The organism is Sphingobacterium daejeonense, assembly GCF_901472535.1.
GTDB classification, from domain to species: domain Bacteria; phylum Bacteroidota; class Bacteroidia; order Sphingobacteriales; family Sphingobacteriaceae; genus Sphingobacterium; species Sphingobacterium daejeonense.
Genome location: NZ_LR590470.1, coordinates 4,293,704 through 4,311,768, shown reverse-complemented (window position 1 = coordinate 4,311,768; position 18,065 = coordinate 4,293,704). Strand labels below are relative to the sequence as shown.

The window sequence follows — 18,065 nt, the reverse complement described above, 5'->3', positions numbered from 1 at the left end:
GCGAAAATCTTCAATTTATTCAGTACAGATTGAGCATTTTGGTAGGCGTTTTTCTTCATTTCCAATCACTTCAATGCATAACATCCCCGTTCCACCACGCATTTGTTTTTGTGCAAGGTCATATTGAGGGTGCGACTTCAAACCTATATAATCCAGTATACTTAATTGCAGAGTGTTTTTCGAAAAATTCTGCTAACGCTAGAGAGTTACTGTTGATCTGTTTTACCCGCATGGATAGTGTTTTCAAGCCCTCTTAATAAAAGCCAAGAATCAAATGGGCTTAATGACCCTCCAAGAACAAGTGATCTTCGCCATACCTTTTCAATAAAATCCTTAGTTCCACATACCACTCCTGCTGTTAAATCACTATGGCCGCCTAAATATTTAGTAGCTGAATGGATAATTACATCTATTCCCAGATCTTTAGGGGACTGATTGATTGGCGAGGCGAAAGTATTGTCTGCCATTGTCGTAATCTTATGCTTTTTACCAAGGTCTGCAATAAATTGCAGGTCAGTAATATCCAGATTAGGGTTGGAGGGTGTTTCGACATAGATCAATTTTGTGTTTGGTCTTAACGCTTTTTCGAATGCCTGATTGTCCTTTTGATCGACGTGGGTTACCTCTACACCATAATCTGACAAAAATTCCTTAAAAAAGAGCATAGCACCAGAATAGAGCGAATTTTGAGTTACCACATGGTCACCTGCTTTAACGACACTTAAGATGGCGGTTGAAATAGCAGCCATACCTGTTGCCAATACCAGTGCATCTTCAGTTTTTTCAAGACTTGCGACAATAGATGCGGCTTGAGAATTCGTAGGATTTCCGTGGCGATGATAAAAATTAGGGTGTTTTGTTTCTGTTGCGGCTACAATATACTCCTTGAGATCTTCATCTGCGAAGTATGTTGAAGTTTGATAGATTGGGGTTACAACGGCTTTACTTTCGTTGAATTCTTTCCCTTTATGGATTAGATCGGTTTCTATATGAGACATAGCAGGTTGTTTTTAAAAAAATAAAGGAATGAAAATTAAAAAAATAACTTGTAAATACTTAATTTCAGCTTCGATTTGTTTAATATAATTAACCTTAATTTACCTCAAATATTATGAAAAAAATACTTGCCGTTCTGGCTTGTCTTCTTTCTACCTTATCATTTGCTCAGATTAAGTCTCCATCTGAATACCTTGGATATCAAATAGGTTCAAAGGTAACTCCGCATTGGAAGGTTTTGGAATATTACCAATATATTGCCACTCAGGTCCCAAACCAAGTGAAAATGGAATCTTATGGAGAGTCTAATGAAGGTAGACCTCTTAAAGTATTCTATATTTCCTCTGCTCAACATATTGGGAATCTAGAAAATATAAGGACCAACAATTTAAAATTAGCACATGCTATAGAAGGTGTGGGCACAACAACTTCTCCTGCTATTGTATGGATAAGCAATAACGTCCATGGGAATGAAACTTCTTCGATAGAAGCATCGATGATGACTTTGTTTGAGTTAGTAAACCCGAACAATAGTAAAAGTAAATCCTGGTTGGAGAATACTTTAGTGATCTTGGATCCTTGTTTAAATCCAGATGGAACGGAACGTTATAATAACTGGTACAATGGTGGTTGTTGGGATTAAATATAATCCGGAATTATATGCTCGCGAACACAGAGAGCCTTGGCCTGGAGGCAGGTATAATCATTATTATTTTGACATGAACCGTGATTGGGCTTGGCAAACACAAAAAGAAAGCGCATTAAGAGCCATGATTTATAATAAATGGCTGCCACACATTCATGTTGATTTTCATGAACAGGGAATAAATTCACCTTATTATTTTCCGCCAGCAGCAGAACCATTGCATGAGGTAATAACGCCATGGCAACGAGAATTTCAAACCACTATTGGCCAACATAATGCAAAATATTTTGATTCAAAAGGGTGGTTATATTTTACTAAAGAACGTTTTGACTTATTTTATCCATCGTATGGAGATACTTATCCTATCTATTCAGGGGCTATAGGAATGACTTTCGAGAAGGCTGGCAATAGTTCTGCAGGATTGGGAGTGTACACAGATGATAAGGATACATTGACTCTCGTTGATCGCGCTATTCAACATCATGCCTCCGGATTAAATGTGATCGAAATAGTATCACAGAATGCTGGCAGAGTCGTTTCTGAATTTAAAAAATTTGGAGATGATGCAGCAGCAGGAAAGTTATCTTCTTTTCAAACTTATGTTGTAAAATACGACAATAGCAGGGATAAAACCATGCGAGCTTTAATCGAATTATTGGAAAAGAACAAGATCAATTATTATTCATCCTCAGGTACTATAAAGGGATTTGATTATTTCAGCAAAAAAGAGGAAAAACATAGTTTAAATTCTAAAGACTTAGTGATTCCGGGAAATCAATCAAAGGCTGCACTGATTCGTGTATTATTTGAACCAGAGGCGAAGTTGACCGATTCTGTCACTTATGATATCACTGCTTGGTCATTGCCCTATGTTTACGGACTACCAGCAATTGCATCCAAGACTAAAATCTCCAGCTTAAATCCCTATCAGTTAGAAACTATTTCTAATACCATCGGCTCAACTTTTGGATATGCCATAAAATGGGATGGATTTTCTTCTGCTCAACTTTTAGCTGCATTATTAAGGAATAAAATCACTGTTAAAGCATCAGATCAAACTTTTAAAATCGGTTCTGAGGAATTTCCAAAAGGATCACTGTTGGTGATGAAGATCGGTAATAAACAATCCAATACCGAGAAAATATTGAAGGAAGAATCGGATCGACTCAAAGTAAAGATATATGCTATTCAGTCGGGCATTGTTGAGGGCGGTAAGGATTTAGGAAGTTCTGATGTGAAAACCATCAAAACACCAAAAGTGCTGATGATGGCAGGAGAGGGGCAACGCGCTACAAATGTTGGGGAAGTATGGCATTATTTCGACCAGCAATTACAATATCCAATTATATTGATCAATCCATCGGATTTTTTCTAGAGTTAAATGGGATGAAATAGATCTGTTCATTATGCCTAATGGCAACTATCCTTTCTTAAAAGATAAGGCTCAGACCGATGAATTCGCAAATTGGATAAGGAAAGGAGGGAAAGTAATAGCATTAGAATCTGCAGTTACCCAATTAGCATCCCAATCATGGTCGGATTTGAAACCTGTGAAACAAGATACTTCTTCTAAATCAAAGCCAAATCCTCTTAAGAAATACGGTGATCGTGAGCGTGGTGCTCTGGAAAACTATACAGCTGGTGCAATTTTCAAAGTAACCTTTGACAGTTCGCATCCCTTGATGTTTGGGGTAAAAGATTACTTTACTCTAAAACAAGACGAAAACTTATTTCAATATTTTGAAACCGGGAAGGGATGGAATGTGGGCTATATCACAGAAGATTCCAAAATGAGCGGTTTTGTTGGGCATACACTGAATAAAAAACTCAAGAATGGTCTTGTCTTTGGAACTCAGAACCTAGGTCGTGGATCAGTTATTTATTTGACAGACAACGTTTTGTTCAGGAATTTTTGGGAAAGTGGTAAGCTGATTATGGCTAACGCAATATTTTTTGCTATAGAGTAAAAATACCTAATTCTGGGGATTGTTATGTGTCCCATCACTTTTTATTTTTACGATAAATAATGGGACACATATATGAACAAGCCAATTCTAACAAACTCGCTTCCTATCAAGCTAAGGTTGTATTTAAAATTTATTACAGGTTTTTTAGTATACTTTTATAAAAGAGCCATTCGCCCCCTTTAAATTAATATAGCATTTTTTTCAGCAATTCTATAGCGTATTCTATACTATTTACATTATTAATGGCAATTCGGAGTTGACCTTTTACTTCTTTTAGGTTTGAAATGTTAGGGTATTTTTGGACAAATGCCAAAACTTTTCCGAAGTTTTCAGATTGATAATAACTTGATTTCGGGTTGTTTACAAAAAACCCTTTTAAGATGTTTTTCTTATATGATATCTTCTCTAAGCCTATATCCTTACCCAGCCATTGTAACCTTAAAGTATTGAACAATTCAAAAACCTGGTTTGGAATAGGACCAAACCTATCCAATAATTCTTGTTCGAATTTTTTCAAATGACCTTCATCTTTTAATTTCGAAATATCATTGTATAGATTGTATCTTTCAGAAACATTCGTTACGTATTCATCTGGAATCATTACTTCTAAATCTGTATCAATCTGTGTGAAAGAAACATATTTCCTGTTTTCCTCATCTGCGAATAAATCCCCGAATTCATCATCCTTCAATTCTTGAACTGCTTCATCAAGGATCTTATTATACATTTCAAAGCCTATCTCTGCGATAAATCCAGACTGTTCAGCTCCCAATAAGTTGCCAGATCCACGGATATCCAAGTCACGCATGGCAACATTAAATCCAGAACCTAATTCTGAGAATTCTTCTATTGCTGATAATCTTTTGTAGGCTTCACTAGTTAGAGTCGATAAAGGTGGGCTCAACAGGTAACAGAATGCTTTTTTTATTCGATCTTCCTACTCGTCCTCTCATTTGGTGTAAGTCGCTTAACCCGAACATATGGGCTTGGTTTATTATGATCGTATTAGCATTTGGAATGTCCAAGCCAGCTTCAATGATGGTTGTGGCAATCAATACATCATACTCATGGTTGATGAATTTTAACATAACATCTTCCAACTCATCACCCTCCAATTGTCCATGAGCGATTCCGACTTTTGCCCCCGGTACCAATTTTCTGATCAGCATACCTAGTTGCGGGAGGTCTGCCACTCGATTATGGATAAAAAATATTTGACCTCCACGGTCTATTTCAAAACTTACCGCTTCTTTAATTAAAGTTTCATTGAAAACGTGAAGTTCAGTTTGTACAGGTTGTCTATTCGGCGGAGGTGTAGAAATAATACTTAAATCTCTGGCGCCCATCAATGAGAAGTGTAAAGTCCTTGGAATTGGGGTAGCTGTCAAGGTCAATGAATCTACGTTTGCACGCATTACCTTCAGCTTTTCTTTTACAGAAACTCCAAATTTTTGCTCTTCATCAATAATCATCAATCCGAGATCTTTGAATTTAACATCTTTGCTCACCAAACGGTGGGTCCCAATAATGATGTCTACTTTACCTTCTTCGAGTTTTTTAAGAGTTTCTTTAATCTGTTTGCTGGATTTGAAACGATTGATATAATCAATATTTGCTGGCAATCCTTTCAAGCGTTCCGAGAAAGTTCGGTAATGTTGTAATGCAAGAATTGTTGTGGGAACCAAGACCGCTACTTGTTTGCTGTCAGCAACTGCTTTGAAGGCAGCGCGGATGGCAACCTCAGTTTTTCCAAAACCAACATCGCCACAGACCAACCGGTCCATAGGATGTGGAGATTCCATATCTTTTTTTACATCCGCTGTTGCTTTTTCTTGATCGGGGGTATCTTCGTAAATAAAGGAAGCCTCCAATTCCCGCTGCAAATAAGTGTCTGGACTAAATGCATTACCAGTTTGTGCCTTTCTTTTAGCATACAGCATAATCAGGTCCCGAGCAATGTCCTTAACCTTTTTCTTGGTCGTTCTTTTTAATTTCTCCCAAGCATCAGTCCCCAGTTTATTCATCTTGGGTACTGTACCTTCTTTACCAGAGTATTTAGAAATACGGTTTAAAGAGTTGATATTAACATAAAGCAAATCATTGTCCGCATAAACCAGGCGAATCATTTCCTGGCTTTTTCCATTAACATCAACCTTTTCTAAACCTGCGTATTTCCCAACCCCGTGGTCAATATGGGTAATATAATCACCAGGTTTTAACTCACTTAATTCTTTTAAGGTTATGGCCTGCGATCTTTCGTAACCTTTTCTCCTTTTATATTTATAATAACGGTCAAAAACTTGATGGTCCGTATAGCAAGCTACTTTGAGATTGTCATCTCGAAAACCTTCGCGTAACGCTTTGTAGATAGGAGTGAATGATACATTCTTATCAAGGTCTTCAAGGATTGCATATATCCTTTCGATTTGTTTAGTAGAATCTGAAAAAATATAATTTTGAATTGCATGCTTTTCATTTTCATGAAAATTATGAATCAGCAAGCTAAAATCCTTGTTGAATGAGGGTTGAGGATGAGTATCAAATGATAGCTCAACATCAGGTTTATAAAAAAATTGTTTTCCGAATTCGACAACAGGATATTCGAACAACATTGCATTGAAGTTTTTGTCGTCCGTAAAAGTAAACCTTGGATCCACCCAATCTGGGTTATCTTTAATTTCCTTTTCTGTTAATGCTTTCCAATATTGGGAAGATTTCTTATATCCTTCTTTAATGATATCCAAGGTAAATTGGACATCTTTTAGCCAGATGATAGAATCTTTGTCGATATATTCAAGCAGAGAGATATGATTGTTGCTCAAGAATTTTGCTTGAACGTTCGGAACGATGGTTACCGAGTTTATCTTGTTTACAGATAGTTGTGATTCAATATCAAAAGTCCTTATACTTTCAATTTCATCACCAAAAAATTCTATTCGATAAGGCAAATCATTTGAAAACGAAAAAATATCGACAATACCACCCCTGATCGCAAATTGCCCGGGTTCATATACAAAATCTACTCGTTCGAAATCATATTCATATAAAAACTCATTGATAAAGTCGATACTTAATTTAGTTTCGACCCTAATTACGAGGGTATTTTTTTCCAGATCCTGTTTATTGATAACCTTTTCCGATATTGCTTCAGGATATGTAACAACAATTCTTGGCAATTCAGAATTTCGGTTTAAAGAGCTAAGAGTTTCTGCACGCTGGAGTACATTGGCGCTATCTAGGATAGTAAATTCAAATGCTTTCCGATAAGAGGCTGGAAAAAACAAGATCTGATTATCGAATAAGCTCTCCAAGTCGCTCAAAAAATAAGATGCTTCTTCATGAGTAGGAAGGATAAATACATTTAATCTTTTCTCAATTTGGTAGGTAGCAGCAGCTACCATGGCATCTGAAGAACCAACAAGTCCTTTTAAATGGACTTTGGGTTTTCCTTCTTTGATACTATCTGCAAAGTTTTGTACTTGTTGGGAATGGCTGTATTTATTTAATAGTTCTTGAACGTTCACTCTTATTTATTTTTGCGAATTTACGAAAATTTAGTTGAGGATTTTACAGGCTATTTACCTATAAGTCATAATCTAACTTATTGTCGGCTGCGAAGTTCAACACAAATTCCATTTGTTCTCTAAGGTCAAATTGAAGATCCTCATGCAGGTTGTTGAAAAGCTTAACGGCATTTTTAATTCTTCCATTTACATACTTATGCAATTTGAAGGCAGGTGAAAGAGCTGAAGGTCCAAACAGTGATGGATAAAGATCGAATGCTTCCTCTAATATCAACAATCTAGCCTCTACTACAGAAAACTTATCTTTTGTGATTTTTTCATGCTCATTCACCATTCCACTTGCTTGTCGCAATGTGCTGCTCAATCCTTTATAATTAGAATAAACGGGAATGTTCTTGATCTTGTTTGCATTGGTTTCAAATAAAGATTCCAAGTTGCTTTTTAAGTCAATAATCCTGTCTTCAAGATCAGATTCATCTTCCAAAAGCTCGTAATGCAATTGTTTCAACAGCATTTTATCTTTGTTGATCAATCTGACCAACAGCTTGTCTTTCTCCTTGGTAGGTAAATTTAACACAGCCTCCTTTAGTTCCTGATCTTTGTGTAATGACATGAAATAAAGATAGGTATAGATTGATAATAATACAATTTATACTAGTTGCTGAAAGTTAATGGCAATATTTCTATCAAAAAGCTATGAGTATATCCGCTGATAAGTAAAAAGTACCAACGTTAATCGGTTTTATACCATTCGTAGTGGTAGTTATTGGTTACCTTTGTAATGTATGGGCAAGATACCTGTTTTAGAGCAATGTACAGTATCCTACAAAGAGGATAAGCACTTTTTGGCAGACCGCCTGGATGTATATTTAAGGAACAATAATAACTTAATATTCCCACATCGGCATAACTTTTACCAAATGGTGTTATTTTTATCTGGAGAGGGTAGCCATGAGATTGATTTCAAACAATATACTATTGAAAGGGGTCAAATATATTGCATGGGACCTGGTCAAGTTCATTCATGGATGTTTAAGGGAAACATGACAGGTTTTATTGTCAACTTTGATATTGATTATTTCAAATCATTATTGATACAGCCCAGTTATGTTGATAATTTGAATTTATTCTCGTCATTGAACGACGGTGTTTTTGTCCTTGAGGATTATCAATTGCGGGAAATTTCTAACTTATTCAATCAATTAATTGTTTTGAACTTAGAACAAACGGCTATTGATCTAAAGCGTTCTTTGTTGCTTTACATACTGTTGAGGTTAGACCAAGCATATTCTCCGAAGTTTCCGGGTCAATCAGTGGATTATCATTTAGTATTAATAAAGAATTTTATTTCACTAATAGATGAGAATTTTCGTGAATTGCATCTGCCAAAAGACTATGCTGAGTTACTATTTGTTACTCCCAACCATTTAAATTCAGTCTGTAAAGAATATTTAGGGATGCAAGCAGGAGAAGTGATAAGGAATAGGATTATGTTGGAAGCGAAACGGTTGCTGATCCTTCCGGATTGGACGATTTCGCAAGTGGCTTATGAGTTGAATTTCAACGACAATTCATATTTCACTAAATTTTTTAAAAAAGTTGAAAGGAAAACCCCTGAAGAATTCAGAAATTACAATGGAAGTAAAATTGAAAATGGACACAAAATATACCATACCATCAGAATTGAAAAGTGCGATTGAGGGTAAATGCCCGAGATGTAGAACAGGAAACATGTTTGCAGCACCACTTTTAAGTTTTAAATCTCAAAAAATGCTGGAGAGATGTCCGGCTTGTGATTTGAAGTTTGAAAAGGAACCAGGATATTTTTATGTGGCAATGTACGTGAGTTATGCCATGAGTGTTGCAGAATTGGTGGCAGCTTGTGTTGCTACTTATGTTTTATCTGGGAACTTGGAAAGCCCTTGGCTATATGTCATTGTAGCATTGACCGTAACTATTCTCTTAGCCCCATTCAATAACAGATACTCAAGAATTATCTTACTTTATTTTATGACACCCTCATTCAAATTCAACGAAAGGATATTTGAAAGGGTAAAAGCTGAAGGGAAGTAAATGAAAAAAGAAAGTCCGCTATTTACTTTTAGCGGACTTTTATATTTCTTATAGCATTTTCTGAAATACTACCCAATTGGGTTTTCTTTCAAATATTTTTCCCATGCCCAAGCAGAAGACATCATTTCATCGATTCCCAATTCTGCTTTCCAGCCTAGTTCTTTTGTAGATTTCGTTACATCACCCCACACTTTAACAATATCACCTTCACGGCGTGGGCCTACTTCAAAGTTCAATTTCTGGCCAGATGCATTTTCAAAGGCTTTGATTGCTTCCAAAACGGAGTATCCATTTCCAGTACCGATATTGAAGACATCGTAATTACCATTAGGATTGCCTTTTTCCAATAATTTAATAGCTGCCACATGCGCTTTTGCAAGGTCTACTACGTGGATATAATCGCGAACTGCCGAACCGTCTGGAGTTTCGTAATCAGCACCGAATACCGTTAGTTTCTCACGTTTCCCAATAGCGGTTTGAGTGATAAAAGGCAATAGGTTTTGAGGAACACCAATTGGTAACTCTCCAATTAACGCTGATTCATGTGCTCCAACAGGATTGAAGTAACGCAGGGCAATGAATTGATAATTATTATTTGCATTTGCTGTTTCTTCAAGTATTTCTTCAGCGATTTGCTTGGTATTTCCATAAGGAGAAGTAGCCTTTTTTACAGGAGCTGATTCTGTTACTGGAAGAGAGTCTGGCTCCCCGTAAACTGTACAGCTTGAAGAAAATACAAAGTTGATAGGTTTCTCTCGGTAAGCCTCTAATAGATTGATCAAAGAGAAGAAGTTATTATGATAATATTTTAATGGGTTTTGAACCGACTCGCCAACTGCCTTAGAAGCAGCAAAATGAATAATCCCAGAGATATCAGGATTGGCAGCGACAAACTCATTCACTTTTTCTGTATCACAGAGATCAAACTGATGGAATTCTGGTTTTACTCCGATGATTTTTTCAATCTGTTCAAGGATTTTAATGTTTGAATTTGATAAATTGTCAACCAAAACAGGAGTATAACCTGCATTGTGAAGTTCAACTACTGTATGTGATCCAATAAAGCCGGTCCCTCCGGTAACTAGTATTTTACTCATTTTATATTTTTTTATGTGATTGGATGTTCTTTAAATAATGATTGATAATAACCAATTGTTTTCTCTAAACCTTCTTTTCTTGAAACCTTTGGTTGCCAATTTAAGATTTCTTGAGCTCTACTAATATCAGGCCGACGTTGTTTCGGGTCATCAATTGGCAACGGTTCATAGATGATATTGGATTTGCTATTGGTAAGTGCAATGATTTCCTTTGCCATATCAATAAGCGTCATCTCTTCTGGGTTACCAATGTTTACCGGTAAATGGTAATCACTGGATAGTAATTTACATATACCCTCAACTTGATCAGAAACATAAATGAATGACCTAGTTTGTTTTCCGTCCCCAAAAACAGTAACATCTTTATTTTGAAGGGCTTGAGCTATAAAGGTTGGTAATGCCCTACCATCATTTAACCTCATTCTCGGACCGAATGTATTGAATATTCTCGCAATCCTCGTTTCTAGGCCATGAAAGTTATGATAAGCCATCGTCATCGCTTCTTGAAATCTTTTCGCCTCATCATATACCCCTCGCGGGCCAACAGGATTTACGTTGCCCCAATATTCTTCATTTTGGGGAGATACAAGCGGATCACCATACACCTCCGATGTCGAAGCTACTAGTATCCTTGCTTTTTTGCTTTTGGCAAGGCCCAAAAGATTATGCGTGCCTAAAGAACCAACTTTCAAGGTTTGAATGGGTATTTTTAGATAATCTATAGGACTTGCTGGAGAGGCAAAATGTAGAATATAATGCAGTTCACCAGGCACATGGACGAACTTTGAAACATCATGGTTGTAGAATTCAAAATTTGGGAGTTTAAAAAGATGCTCAATATTTTTGATGTCACCAGTGACAAGGTTGTCCATTCCGATGACATGAAAACCTTCATCAATAAAACGGTCGCACAGGTGTGATCCTAAAAATCCAGCTGCCCCAGTTATTAATATTCGTTTGCGCTTGTTCTCTTGCACAATAGTGAATTTGAAAAGGTTTAAATATCTTTGACGAAGATAAGTAATATTTTAACATGATGCGTTTTCTTTACGACTTAGGGATATCCATTTATAGTTTATTGATTTGGATTTTGGCACCTTTCAATGCTAAAGCCAAGCTCTTGGTCATTGGTCGTAAAGGATTGTTGAAACAGATAGAGCAAACGGTTGAACAAGGTCAAGAATACATCTGGTTCCACTTTGCATCACTCGGAGAATTCGAACAGGGAAGATCGGTCATGGAACAAATAAAACAACGATTTCCAAGTGAAAAAATAATTGTAACATTTTTCTCCCCGTCAGGTTATGAAATAAGGAAAAATACCCCTTTAGCAGATTTTGTCTTCTATTTGCCTGCTGACACCTCTAAAAATGCAAGGAAATTTTTAGATATTCTAAATCCAAAATTCGCTGTTTTTACCAAATACGAATATTGGTATCACTACTTCAATGAGTTAAACAAACGCAATATCCGACTGTTAATGATCTCGGCCATTTTTAGGGAAGATCAAATATTTTTCAAGCAATATGGTGGTTTCTTCAGGTCGATCCTAAAGAAAGTTTCCTACTTCTTTACCCAAAATAATGAAAGTGTAAATATGTTAAAATGGATAGGTATCACAAAGGCGGGCTTAGCTGGAGATACACGTTTTGACAGGGTGGTTGAACTCCCAAAACAGCATAAAGAGATTTTGCCAGCTCTTCATTTCAGCAAAGATAGCAATGTATTGGTTGCAGGGAGTACTTGGCCGGAGGATGAAATACTGTTAAAAGAGCTTTTGGAAAAACATAAGGATTTGAAGGCCATTATTGCGCCACATGAAATTCATGATGATCACATCAATGCCCTTCAAAAGATGTTTCCAAATGCTATGCTCTTCTCAAAATATGATACCTATACTGACCAACAGAAAACAGTTTCGAGAGAGCTTATAATTGATAATATTGGGATGCTATCTTTCTTATATTATTATGGGAGAATTGCATACATAGGTGGAGGATTTGGTGCTGGAATTCACAATACTTTGGAAGCAGCAACCTATGGAATGCCAGTGATCTTTGGTCCTAAATATGAAAAATTCCAAGAAGCAATTGACATCTTGGAATTGGGAGCAGGTTTTTCGATTTCAAAGTATCAAGAGTTAGAAGAAGTTTTTACTGCTCTTCAACAGAGTGATAAATTATTAAAATCGAGCCTAGCTGCTAAAAATTATGTTCAACAACGTTCAGGTGCTACCCAGATTATTATGAAATATCTGGAAACAGAAAAGCTGTTAGGGTAGTTTATTGATAATCTTTTGGTGTTTTGCCCTTTACATGCGTGCCGAAACCAAACATAATAGGATTGTATTCCCCAATAGGGTCAATATTAAAGTCAGTTTTAATGTCCTTTTCCATACCAACTGCCCAATAGCTAGCATTCACTAATAATCTTCTAAGGTTTTGATCTAATAGATCAATTGATGAAGCCATCGTGGTGGTAAATGCTTTCCCCTTTTTCCCATTAGGTAACTGATATTCCTTGGTCCAAGCTACAGGCATTATGGATTTCTTTTTGTTTACTGGACTGTCTTCTGTCATTCCCAATGTGGGTTGTCCCCAAACTAGTATGTTAGAATTTTTAAGGTCATTTTGAATACCATAAACATCTGAAGGCACCCAAATGTCACCAACCCCTAATAAGATGGGGTTTTTAGCATTGACCTGAAGTCCGTTTGGTAGTCCTAATGAACCTTCAGTGCCATGGTCGCCATGATGATTGATCCATGTTTCACCTAATACAACAACGCCAAACCCACCTTTCCAATCTCCATCAGCAGTGCTATAACCATAATGTTTGTAAGGACTAGTAGACTCCTTAGCAAAATTAAATGCATGAGTGGCAGTCCGTAACCCAATAACAGGTTTACCAGCCTTTAAATAATCATCTATGTATTTCATCTGATTATCTGGCAGTTCTCTAAACCGTGTGGCTATAATCATTAAATCTGCATCTTTTAGATTTTCTAAGCCTGGAATGTTCTTTTGATATTCAGGATCAATCTGATTGGTAGAAGGATTTATAGAGAATAATACAACAGTTTCAAACCCATGCTTACGAGTTAAGATCTTCGCAAGCATGGGCAAACTTTCCTCAGAACGATACTCTTCATCTCCAGAAATAAGGACAATCTTTTTGTTCTTGGCCTGTGCATTTTCAGGTTTGAAGTGTAACCAATTGTTTTGTTGTGCAATACAGTTTTGTAATGAAAAACTGATTGCCAAAAGCAAAATAATAATTAGATTTTTAGTTACAGGCATTTTTGTTCTGAGGCTTAGTATCATTATTTTTTTTAAGTTATTGGATTTTAAGTAGTTTCAACTTGTGGGTCGATATTTCCTGTTTCTTCATCATGAACTGGTTGATATGTTCTTTTTTGCCAAAAATAGAAGAATAAGAATATAATAATCAAGACTCCAGGGAATAAGGCTAATTTTGCGAGCGTAGCTTGTCCAACTGCCAAATCGAGGTTTTCTACAACCGCTCCTGATTGCTGTACTGCAGCTTTTGACTGGTCGATCCAACGACCAATAATCGGTTGGAAAATAGATGTTGAGAACATACCTACTCCACCAATCACAGACATACCTATTGCTCCACTTAATGGAACTCTCTGTGCAGTAGTAGCGATCATGGTAGGCCAGAAATAACATACTCCAATTGCAAATAATAATGCAGCAACATAAACTAAACCACCTGTTGCAATGGAGAACAAATAAACTCCGATGGTAGCAAAAATAGCGCCTGCCAATAATACCCCTGTTTGGCCTAATGCTTTGACAACCGGACCAGCAAAGAATCTACCCACTGCCATAACTCCGGTAACAAGAGCCAATACTAACATTGGACTTGCTCCACTATTTGCCATGATAATACCTACCCATTGTTGAGGTCCAAATTCTGAAATGGCTGTTAATGCCATACAGCAGAATAAGAAAATAAAGGTAGGAGAGAACATCGCCTTAACATTGTTGGACAGCGAAGTTGCACTTTCTTGTTTTGGTTGAGGGAATGCTTTTCCGTAAAAAATAATCGCGTATAGGATCGTAGGAATCATTATGACCCACATTTGAGTTTGCCATGAAGCTCCCATTTCTGTCATTCCTAATGATATCAAACTTCCCAATACAATTCCTCCAGGGAACCACATATGGAATCTGTTCAGCATTTTATCCATCTTTTTGCCGGAATATAAATCCGCAATCAATGGGTTACACGCCGCCTCAGTACAACCATTTCCTAAACCAATAAATAAAGTCGAAATCAGTAAAGTGGTATAGCCTGATGCAAAGATGGTTAGCAAAATCCCTAAGGTGTGAGATACAAATGCAAATCGCATGATGTTGGCAGGTCCGATTTTATAATAAAAAATCCCTCCTAATATCATGGAAATTGGAAATCCTAAGAACCACATGGAATTGATGAATCCCAACTGTTCAGCGCTAAGATTAAAACTTTCTCCCAGCTGAGGAAGAATTCCTGCTCTGATCGAAAAGGTAAGACCTGTTGTAATTAGGGCTAAACAGCTTCCTAAAAATAAGGCACTAGGGTTAACTTGTTTACTCATAATGTGGTTTATTTGTGGTTAAAATTTAAGTGTTGATTGTACAACAAGATACAAGATAACTTATTTTTTTTCAAATTTTTCTAGATTGGATTTTATAAAGTGATATCCATATTCTGCAATTTCCCAAGGATCAGAATATTCACGCCAAACATTGATGGCATTCGCAAAATCTGGATCCGCTCTTGAAAATGCTTCGATTGTATACCAACCCTGATAGTTGATGTCATTTAAGGCTGTAAAAACCTCATCCCAATGAACCAAACCTTTCCCTGGGGTACCGCGGTCATTTTCACTGATATGGACATGCGCTAAATGAGGAGCTATTTTCTGGATAGAACAGGTAACATTTTTTTCTTCAATATTGGCATGGTGTGTATCATACATGGCTTTTACATGCGGATGGTCCACCAATTGTACTAGATGAACCAAATGGTCGACACAACTTGCCAAATAATTCTCAAACCTATTTACAGCTTCTGGTGCTAAGATAATTCCTGCCTGTTGGGCATGATCTCCTGCAATTCGCAACGCCTCAGCTGCCCACTCATATTCCTGTTCGGTCGCTGCGGCTCGGGTAAATACACTATGAGCAGAATGAAAGGGCCCGCATAATATTTTCGAACCTAAATCATGAGCTCGATCTATAATCCACTTTAATCTCTCAACACCCTTTTGTCTAACCTCTCTATTGTTTGAAATTGGATTTTCATGTTCCCCGACAACTGTTACAGCATTTGTTTCTAGTCCTAAGCTCTTGGCATGAGCAGCTAATGCTTTATATTCTTTTTCCTCTGGAGATCCAATAAGAACTTCAATGCCATCGTATCCAATTGACTTCAACCGATCAAGGATAGGAAATGTGTTCGAGGATACTCCAGCTGTCCATGGTAAAATATTAAATCCAATTTTATTCATATTCTGTTTTTATAGTTATTCCTTTTCTAGAGGATGCGCTTTCAATAATTCCTCTGGCGAGTAAAATCCTTTTTTATCCTGAATTGAGGCACGTATTTCTTTTACTTTTGCTGCCGAAACCGCAGGAGCCTCATTTCCAAATGAGTTTCTCACAAAAGTTAAAACATCTGCAATTTCTTGGTCATTCAGCATCATTCCAAACGGAGTCATGGGTACTTGACCGGGATATTTCTTGCCATTGACCTCAATCGGACCCAAAAGGCCATTAAGAGTTAATTTTATCAATCGGTCTTCACTGCCAGTAACCCATTTACTAGCATTTAAAGGTGGGAATCCCGAAACATCCAAGCCTTTCCCATTCGGTTGGTGACAGGTGATACAATAGCCTTCTTTAGCATAGATCACAGCCCCCCTTTTATATTGTTCAAATGATTGGCCAGTTAGTTTAGTTGTTGTTTTACTTGGTTCTGTTTTTTTCTTTAACAGATTTATTGTTCAAGTGAGAAAATGAATTGATATAAGCTGGTTTATTCCAAATATCCAGGCTAGTCGTATCAATTGCATCCATTAGATCGATTCCTTCTGCCGGTTTTAACCATGAGGCTGCTGTGATAAGTTCCAATTTTACACGGCCATTTTCATCTTTGGCTGCTTTTTGCCAGCAACTCCTTGTAGTTTTTGATTTTGTCCGTATTATATCTAATCGCGTGAACGGCAGCTGCACGTGCATGATAATCATTCGACGCCAACAATTTTTGAACAAGGTCTGCATTAATTTTATTTGCTCCCCATGTTACCCACATAGCTTCAGTTAGATTCTGAAGATATTTTGGGTCATTTTTATCTAATTTGTTTGCCCAATCTGTTGCCTTTTTCGCAACATCAGTGGCATTTCGCATTCTAAGTTCGCTGCGGGTCCTATACCGGGTTCTATCCTCGGGCAATTTCAGGTTCTCCAAAAGCTCATCAATAGTAGCTCCATCGATTTTTGCAGGTTTTACCAACGGTCTCGAAGGATAAGTAACTCGATAAATTCTACCATGAACATGATCTCTAAGCGGATCCCTAGCATTATGTTGCATATGACCAATCAACATATTGTGCCAATCAACAACATATAGAGAGCCATCCGGTGCAAATTCTAAATCTACAGGTCTGAAATTCTTGTCGTCAGACCAAAAAAGATCCTGCCGATGTCTTGATTTATATCCTGTACCGTCATCTTCAAAGGTGTGTTGCTTTGCACCCAAGAATCCAATCGTATTGTTTAGAAGATAATCTCCTTGAACATCATCCGGGAAGTGTCTTGAGGAAATAAATTCCAAACCTGAGGTAGGTCTTACTTTATGTTTTTCTTCTACTAGGCTGAATGATTTATCATTTGCCTCACCATATCTAGGCTTGCTGCTTCCTGGCAACATCCATCTCACATCAGGACCTGATGTTTCTAGATATAACGTTTGTCCCCATTTATCTGTTGCTATACCCCAAGGGTTTTGGAATAGAAACCTGAGCTACTCGTTCCAGTTTTTTATTCTGTGGTGAATATCTGTAAAAACCACCGTTGACACCTCTGATTGGACCATAGGATGTTTCAACATTGGTATGCAAAAATACCCCTTCTGCCATGAAAATAGCACCTGATGGATCCATCGTATATGCACTATGAGCATGGTGCGTGTCATGGTCATCAAACCCACTTAGAATTAATTCTTTAACATCTGCCTTGCTATCATTATCAGTGTCTTTTAGTAAAACTAAATTCTTCCCCTGAGATAAATAAACACCTTCGGGAGCAAACTCAAAACCTATAGGTAAGTGCAGGTTGTCCGCAAAAACAGATTGTTTATCTGCTTTTCCATCGCCATCAGTATCCTCAAGAATAATGATTTTGTCATTAGGCTTTCCATCTCCTGCCTTCCAATGGGGATAGCTCGGCATCGTCGCAACCCATAACCTGCCCTTAGAATCAAATGAGATTTGAACAGGATTAGCTAGGTCTGGAAATTCTTTCTCCGAAGCAAAAAGGTCTATTTTGTAACCTGGAGCAGTATGGAATTTTGCTAAAGCCTCTTCGCCATATAAATACTTGGAATTTGGATCTTGACCAAAATCGAAATTAGTCATAACCTCTGGTAACTTTAAGGTATTTTGATCCATTTTGGCTAGATCATAAGCCTCACCTTTGGCCGCCATCCAGATTGCAGTATCTCTAATTTCACCCATTTGCCGTAATTTCTG

Annotated in this window: 18 protein-coding genes and 1 pseudogene; 6 read left to right on the top strand and 13 right to left on the bottom strand. The window is 37.2% G+C overall.

Features of this window, described 5'->3' with window-relative positions:
* Window positions 1–118: 118 nt before the first annotated feature.
* Both FGL31_RS30130 and FGL31_RS20535 read right to left on the bottom strand, forming a co-directional pair.
* Window positions 119–232 (bottom strand): hypothetical protein, encoded by a 114-nt coding sequence (locus tag FGL31_RS30130; protein ID WP_138094109.1) that lies wholly within the window; start codon window positions 230–232, stop codon window positions 119–121.
* Window positions 207–998 (bottom strand): trans-sulfuration enzyme family protein, encoded by a 792-nt coding sequence (locus tag FGL31_RS20535; RefSeq protein WP_138094108.1) that lies wholly within the window; start codon window positions 996–998, stop codon window positions 207–209. The genes FGL31_RS30130 and FGL31_RS20535 overlap by 26 nt, the downstream gene beginning before the upstream one ends.
* Window positions 999–1,111: 113 nt before the next feature.
* Here FGL31_RS20535 and FGL31_RS26880 point away from each other — a divergent pair, with 113 nt between their 5' ends.
* The 3 genes from FGL31_RS26880 to FGL31_RS26870 are packed head-to-tail and all read left to right on the top strand — an operon-like array spanning window position 1,112 to window position 3,609.
* On the top strand, window positions 1,112–1,639 hold the full coding sequence (locus FGL31_RS26880) for a M14 family zinc carboxypeptidase (protein WP_232047029.1): 528 nt from the start codon (window positions 1,112–1,114) through the stop codon (window positions 1,637–1,639).
* Window positions 1,590–3,017, top strand: a complete 1,428-nt coding sequence (locus FGL31_RS26875) for a M14 family metallopeptidase (RefSeq protein WP_232047028.1) — start codon at window positions 1,590–1,592, stop codon at window positions 3,015–3,017. The genes FGL31_RS26880 and FGL31_RS26875 overlap by 50 nt, the downstream gene beginning before the upstream one ends.
* A gap of 31 nt (window positions 3,018–3,048) precedes the next feature.
* A complete protein-coding gene (locus FGL31_RS26870) occupies window positions 3,049–3,609 on the top strand; it encodes a hypothetical protein (protein ID WP_232047027.1) in 561 nt (186 codons plus the stop codon).
* Between the two features lie 184 nt (window positions 3,610–3,793).
* On the opposite strand, the pseudogene mfd reads toward FGL31_RS26870, so the two are convergent.
* Together mfd and FGL31_RS20520 are read right to left on the bottom strand one after the other, a co-directional pair.
* A pseudogene (gene mfd, locus FGL31_RS20525) lies at window positions 3,794–7,133 on the bottom strand (transcription-repair coupling factor).
* A gap of 58 nt (window positions 7,134–7,191) precedes the next feature.
* Window positions 7,192–7,746, bottom strand: coding sequence for a hypothetical protein (locus FGL31_RS20520; protein ID WP_099370748.1), 555 nt, complete (start codon window positions 7,744–7,746; stop codon window positions 7,192–7,194).
* Between the two features lie 172 nt (window positions 7,747–7,918).
* Here FGL31_RS20520 and FGL31_RS20515 point away from each other — a divergent pair, with 172 nt between their 5' ends.
* Window positions 7,919–8,833: an AraC family transcriptional regulator gene (locus FGL31_RS20515; protein WP_138094106.1), complete on the top strand. Its 915-nt coding sequence runs from the start codon at window positions 7,919–7,921 to the stop codon at window positions 8,831–8,833.
* A 70-nt stretch (window positions 8,834–8,903) separates the two neighbouring features.
* On the top strand, window positions 8,904–9,206 hold the full coding sequence (locus tag FGL31_RS20510; RefSeq protein WP_317131100.1) for a DUF983 domain-containing protein: 303 nt from the start codon (window positions 8,904–8,906) through the stop codon (window positions 9,204–9,206).
* Between the two features lie 68 nt (window positions 9,207–9,274).
* On the opposite strand, the gene galE is transcribed toward FGL31_RS20510, so the two are convergent.
* Together galE and FGL31_RS20500 are read right to left on the bottom strand one after the other, a co-directional pair.
* Window positions 9,275–10,303, bottom strand: a complete 1,029-nt coding sequence (galE, locus tag FGL31_RS20505; protein ID WP_099370746.1) for a UDP-glucose 4-epimerase GalE — start codon at window positions 10,301–10,303, stop codon at window positions 9,275–9,277.
* 11 nt (window positions 10,304–10,314) lie between these two features.
* The gene (locus FGL31_RS20500) at window positions 10,315–11,280 is read right to left on the bottom strand and encodes a UDP-glucuronic acid decarboxylase family protein (protein WP_099370745.1); all 966 of its coding nucleotides are present in this window, start codon (window positions 11,278–11,280) and stop codon (window positions 10,315–10,317) included.
* A 56-nt stretch (window positions 11,281–11,336) separates the two neighbouring features.
* On the opposite strand from FGL31_RS20500, the gene FGL31_RS20495 reads away from it, so the two are divergent.
* The gene (locus FGL31_RS20495) at window positions 11,337–12,584 is read left to right on the top strand and encodes a 3-deoxy-D-manno-octulosonic acid transferase (RefSeq protein ID WP_232047026.1); all 1,248 of its coding nucleotides are present in this window, start codon (window positions 11,337–11,339) and stop codon (window positions 12,582–12,584) included.
* A 1-nt stretch (window position 12,585) separates the two neighbouring features.
* Here FGL31_RS20495 and FGL31_RS20490 read toward each other — a convergent pair whose 3' ends face one another.
* From FGL31_RS20490 to FGL31_RS23935, 7 genes are read right to left on the bottom strand one after another with little or no spacing between them, the layout of a single operon-like run.
* On the bottom strand, window positions 12,586–13,626 hold the full coding sequence (locus FGL31_RS20490) for a ThuA domain-containing protein (protein WP_197734343.1): 1,041 nt from the start codon (window positions 13,624–13,626) through the stop codon (window positions 12,586–12,588).
* A 23-nt stretch (window positions 13,627–13,649) separates the two neighbouring features.
* Entirely contained in the window at window positions 13,650–14,909 is a 1,260-nt protein-coding gene (locus tag FGL31_RS20485; protein WP_099370743.1) for an MFS transporter, read from the bottom strand.
* Window positions 14,910–14,969: 60 nt separating this feature from the next.
* Window positions 14,970–15,824, bottom strand: coding sequence for a sugar phosphate isomerase/epimerase family protein (locus FGL31_RS20480; protein ID WP_138094104.1), 855 nt, complete (start codon window positions 15,822–15,824; stop codon window positions 14,970–14,972).
* A gap of 15 nt (window positions 15,825–15,839) precedes the next feature.
* Window positions 15,840–16,310 carry a c-type cytochrome gene (locus FGL31_RS23950; RefSeq protein WP_262709263.1) on the bottom strand — a complete coding sequence of 157 codons (471 nt, stop codon included), beginning with the start codon at window positions 16,308–16,310 and terminating at the stop codon, window positions 15,840–15,842.
* On the bottom strand, window positions 16,282–16,446 hold the full coding sequence (locus tag FGL31_RS23945; RefSeq protein ID WP_197734341.1) for a hypothetical protein: 165 nt from the start codon (window positions 16,444–16,446) through the stop codon (window positions 16,282–16,284). Before FGL31_RS23945 ends, FGL31_RS23950 begins: the two co-directional genes overlap by 29 nt.
* A gap of 16 nt (window positions 16,447–16,462) precedes the next feature.
* A complete protein-coding gene (locus tag FGL31_RS23940) occupies window positions 16,463–17,245 on the bottom strand; it encodes a DUF7133 domain-containing protein (RefSeq protein WP_446677084.1) in 783 nt (260 codons plus the stop codon).
* 49 nt (window positions 17,246–17,294) lie between these two features.
* Window positions 17,295–18,050 carry a PVC-type heme-binding CxxCH protein gene (locus FGL31_RS23935; protein WP_197734339.1) on the bottom strand — a complete coding sequence of 252 codons (756 nt, stop codon included), beginning with the start codon at window positions 18,048–18,050 and terminating at the stop codon, window positions 17,295–17,297.
* Window positions 18,051–18,065: the final 15 nt, after the last annotated feature.

Coding starts and splice junctions, on each gene's coding strand:
- FGL31_RS30130 (WP_138094109.1), bottom strand. CDS start 232: ATGCGGGTAAAACAGATCAACAGTAACTCTCTAGCGTTAGCAGAATTT.
- FGL31_RS20535 (WP_138094108.1), bottom strand. CDS start 998: ATGTCTCATATAGAAACCGATCTAATCCATAAAGGGAAAGAATTCAAC.
- FGL31_RS26880 (WP_232047029.1), top strand. CDS start 1,112: ATGAAAAAAATACTTGCCGTTCTGGCTTGTCTTCTTTCTACCTTATCA.
- FGL31_RS26875 (WP_232047028.1), top strand. CDS start 1,590: ATGGAACGGAACGTTATAATAACTGGTACAATGGTGGTTGTTGGGATT.
- FGL31_RS26870 (WP_232047027.1), top strand. CDS start 3,049: ATGCCTAATGGCAACTATCCTTTCTTAAAAGATAAGGCTCAGACCGAT.
- FGL31_RS20520 (WP_099370748.1), bottom strand. CDS start 7,746: ATGTCATTACACAAAGATCAGGAACTAAAGGAGGCTGTGTTAAATTTA.
- FGL31_RS20515 (WP_138094106.1), top strand. CDS start 7,919: ATGGGCAAGATACCTGTTTTAGAGCAATGTACAGTATCCTACAAAGAG.
- FGL31_RS20510 (WP_317131100.1), top strand. CDS start 8,904: ATGCTGGAGAGATGTCCGGCTTGTGATTTGAAGTTTGAAAAGGAACCA.
- galE (WP_099370746.1), bottom strand. CDS start 10,303: ATGAGTAAAATACTAGTTACCGGAGGGACCGGCTTTATTGGATCACAT.
- FGL31_RS20495 (WP_232047026.1), top strand. CDS start 11,337: ATGATGCGTTTTCTTTACGACTTAGGGATATCCATTTATAGTTTATTG.
- FGL31_RS20490 (WP_197734343.1), bottom strand. CDS start 13,626: ATGATACTAAGCCTCAGAACAAAAATGCCTGTAACTAAAAATCTAATT.
- FGL31_RS20485 (WP_099370743.1), bottom strand. CDS start 14,909: ATGAGTAAACAAGTTAACCCTAGTGCCTTATTTTTAGGAAGCTGTTTA.
- FGL31_RS20480 (WP_138094104.1), bottom strand. CDS start 15,824: ATGAATAAAATTGGATTTAATATTTTACCATGGACAGCTGGAGTATCC.
- FGL31_RS23940 (WP_446677084.1), bottom strand. CDS start 17,245: ATGTTGCCAGGAAGCAGCAAGCCTAGATATGGTGAGGCAAATGATAAA.
- FGL31_RS23935 (WP_197734339.1), bottom strand. CDS start 18,050: ATGGGTGAAATTAGAGATACTGCAATCTGGATGGCGGCCAAAGGTGAG.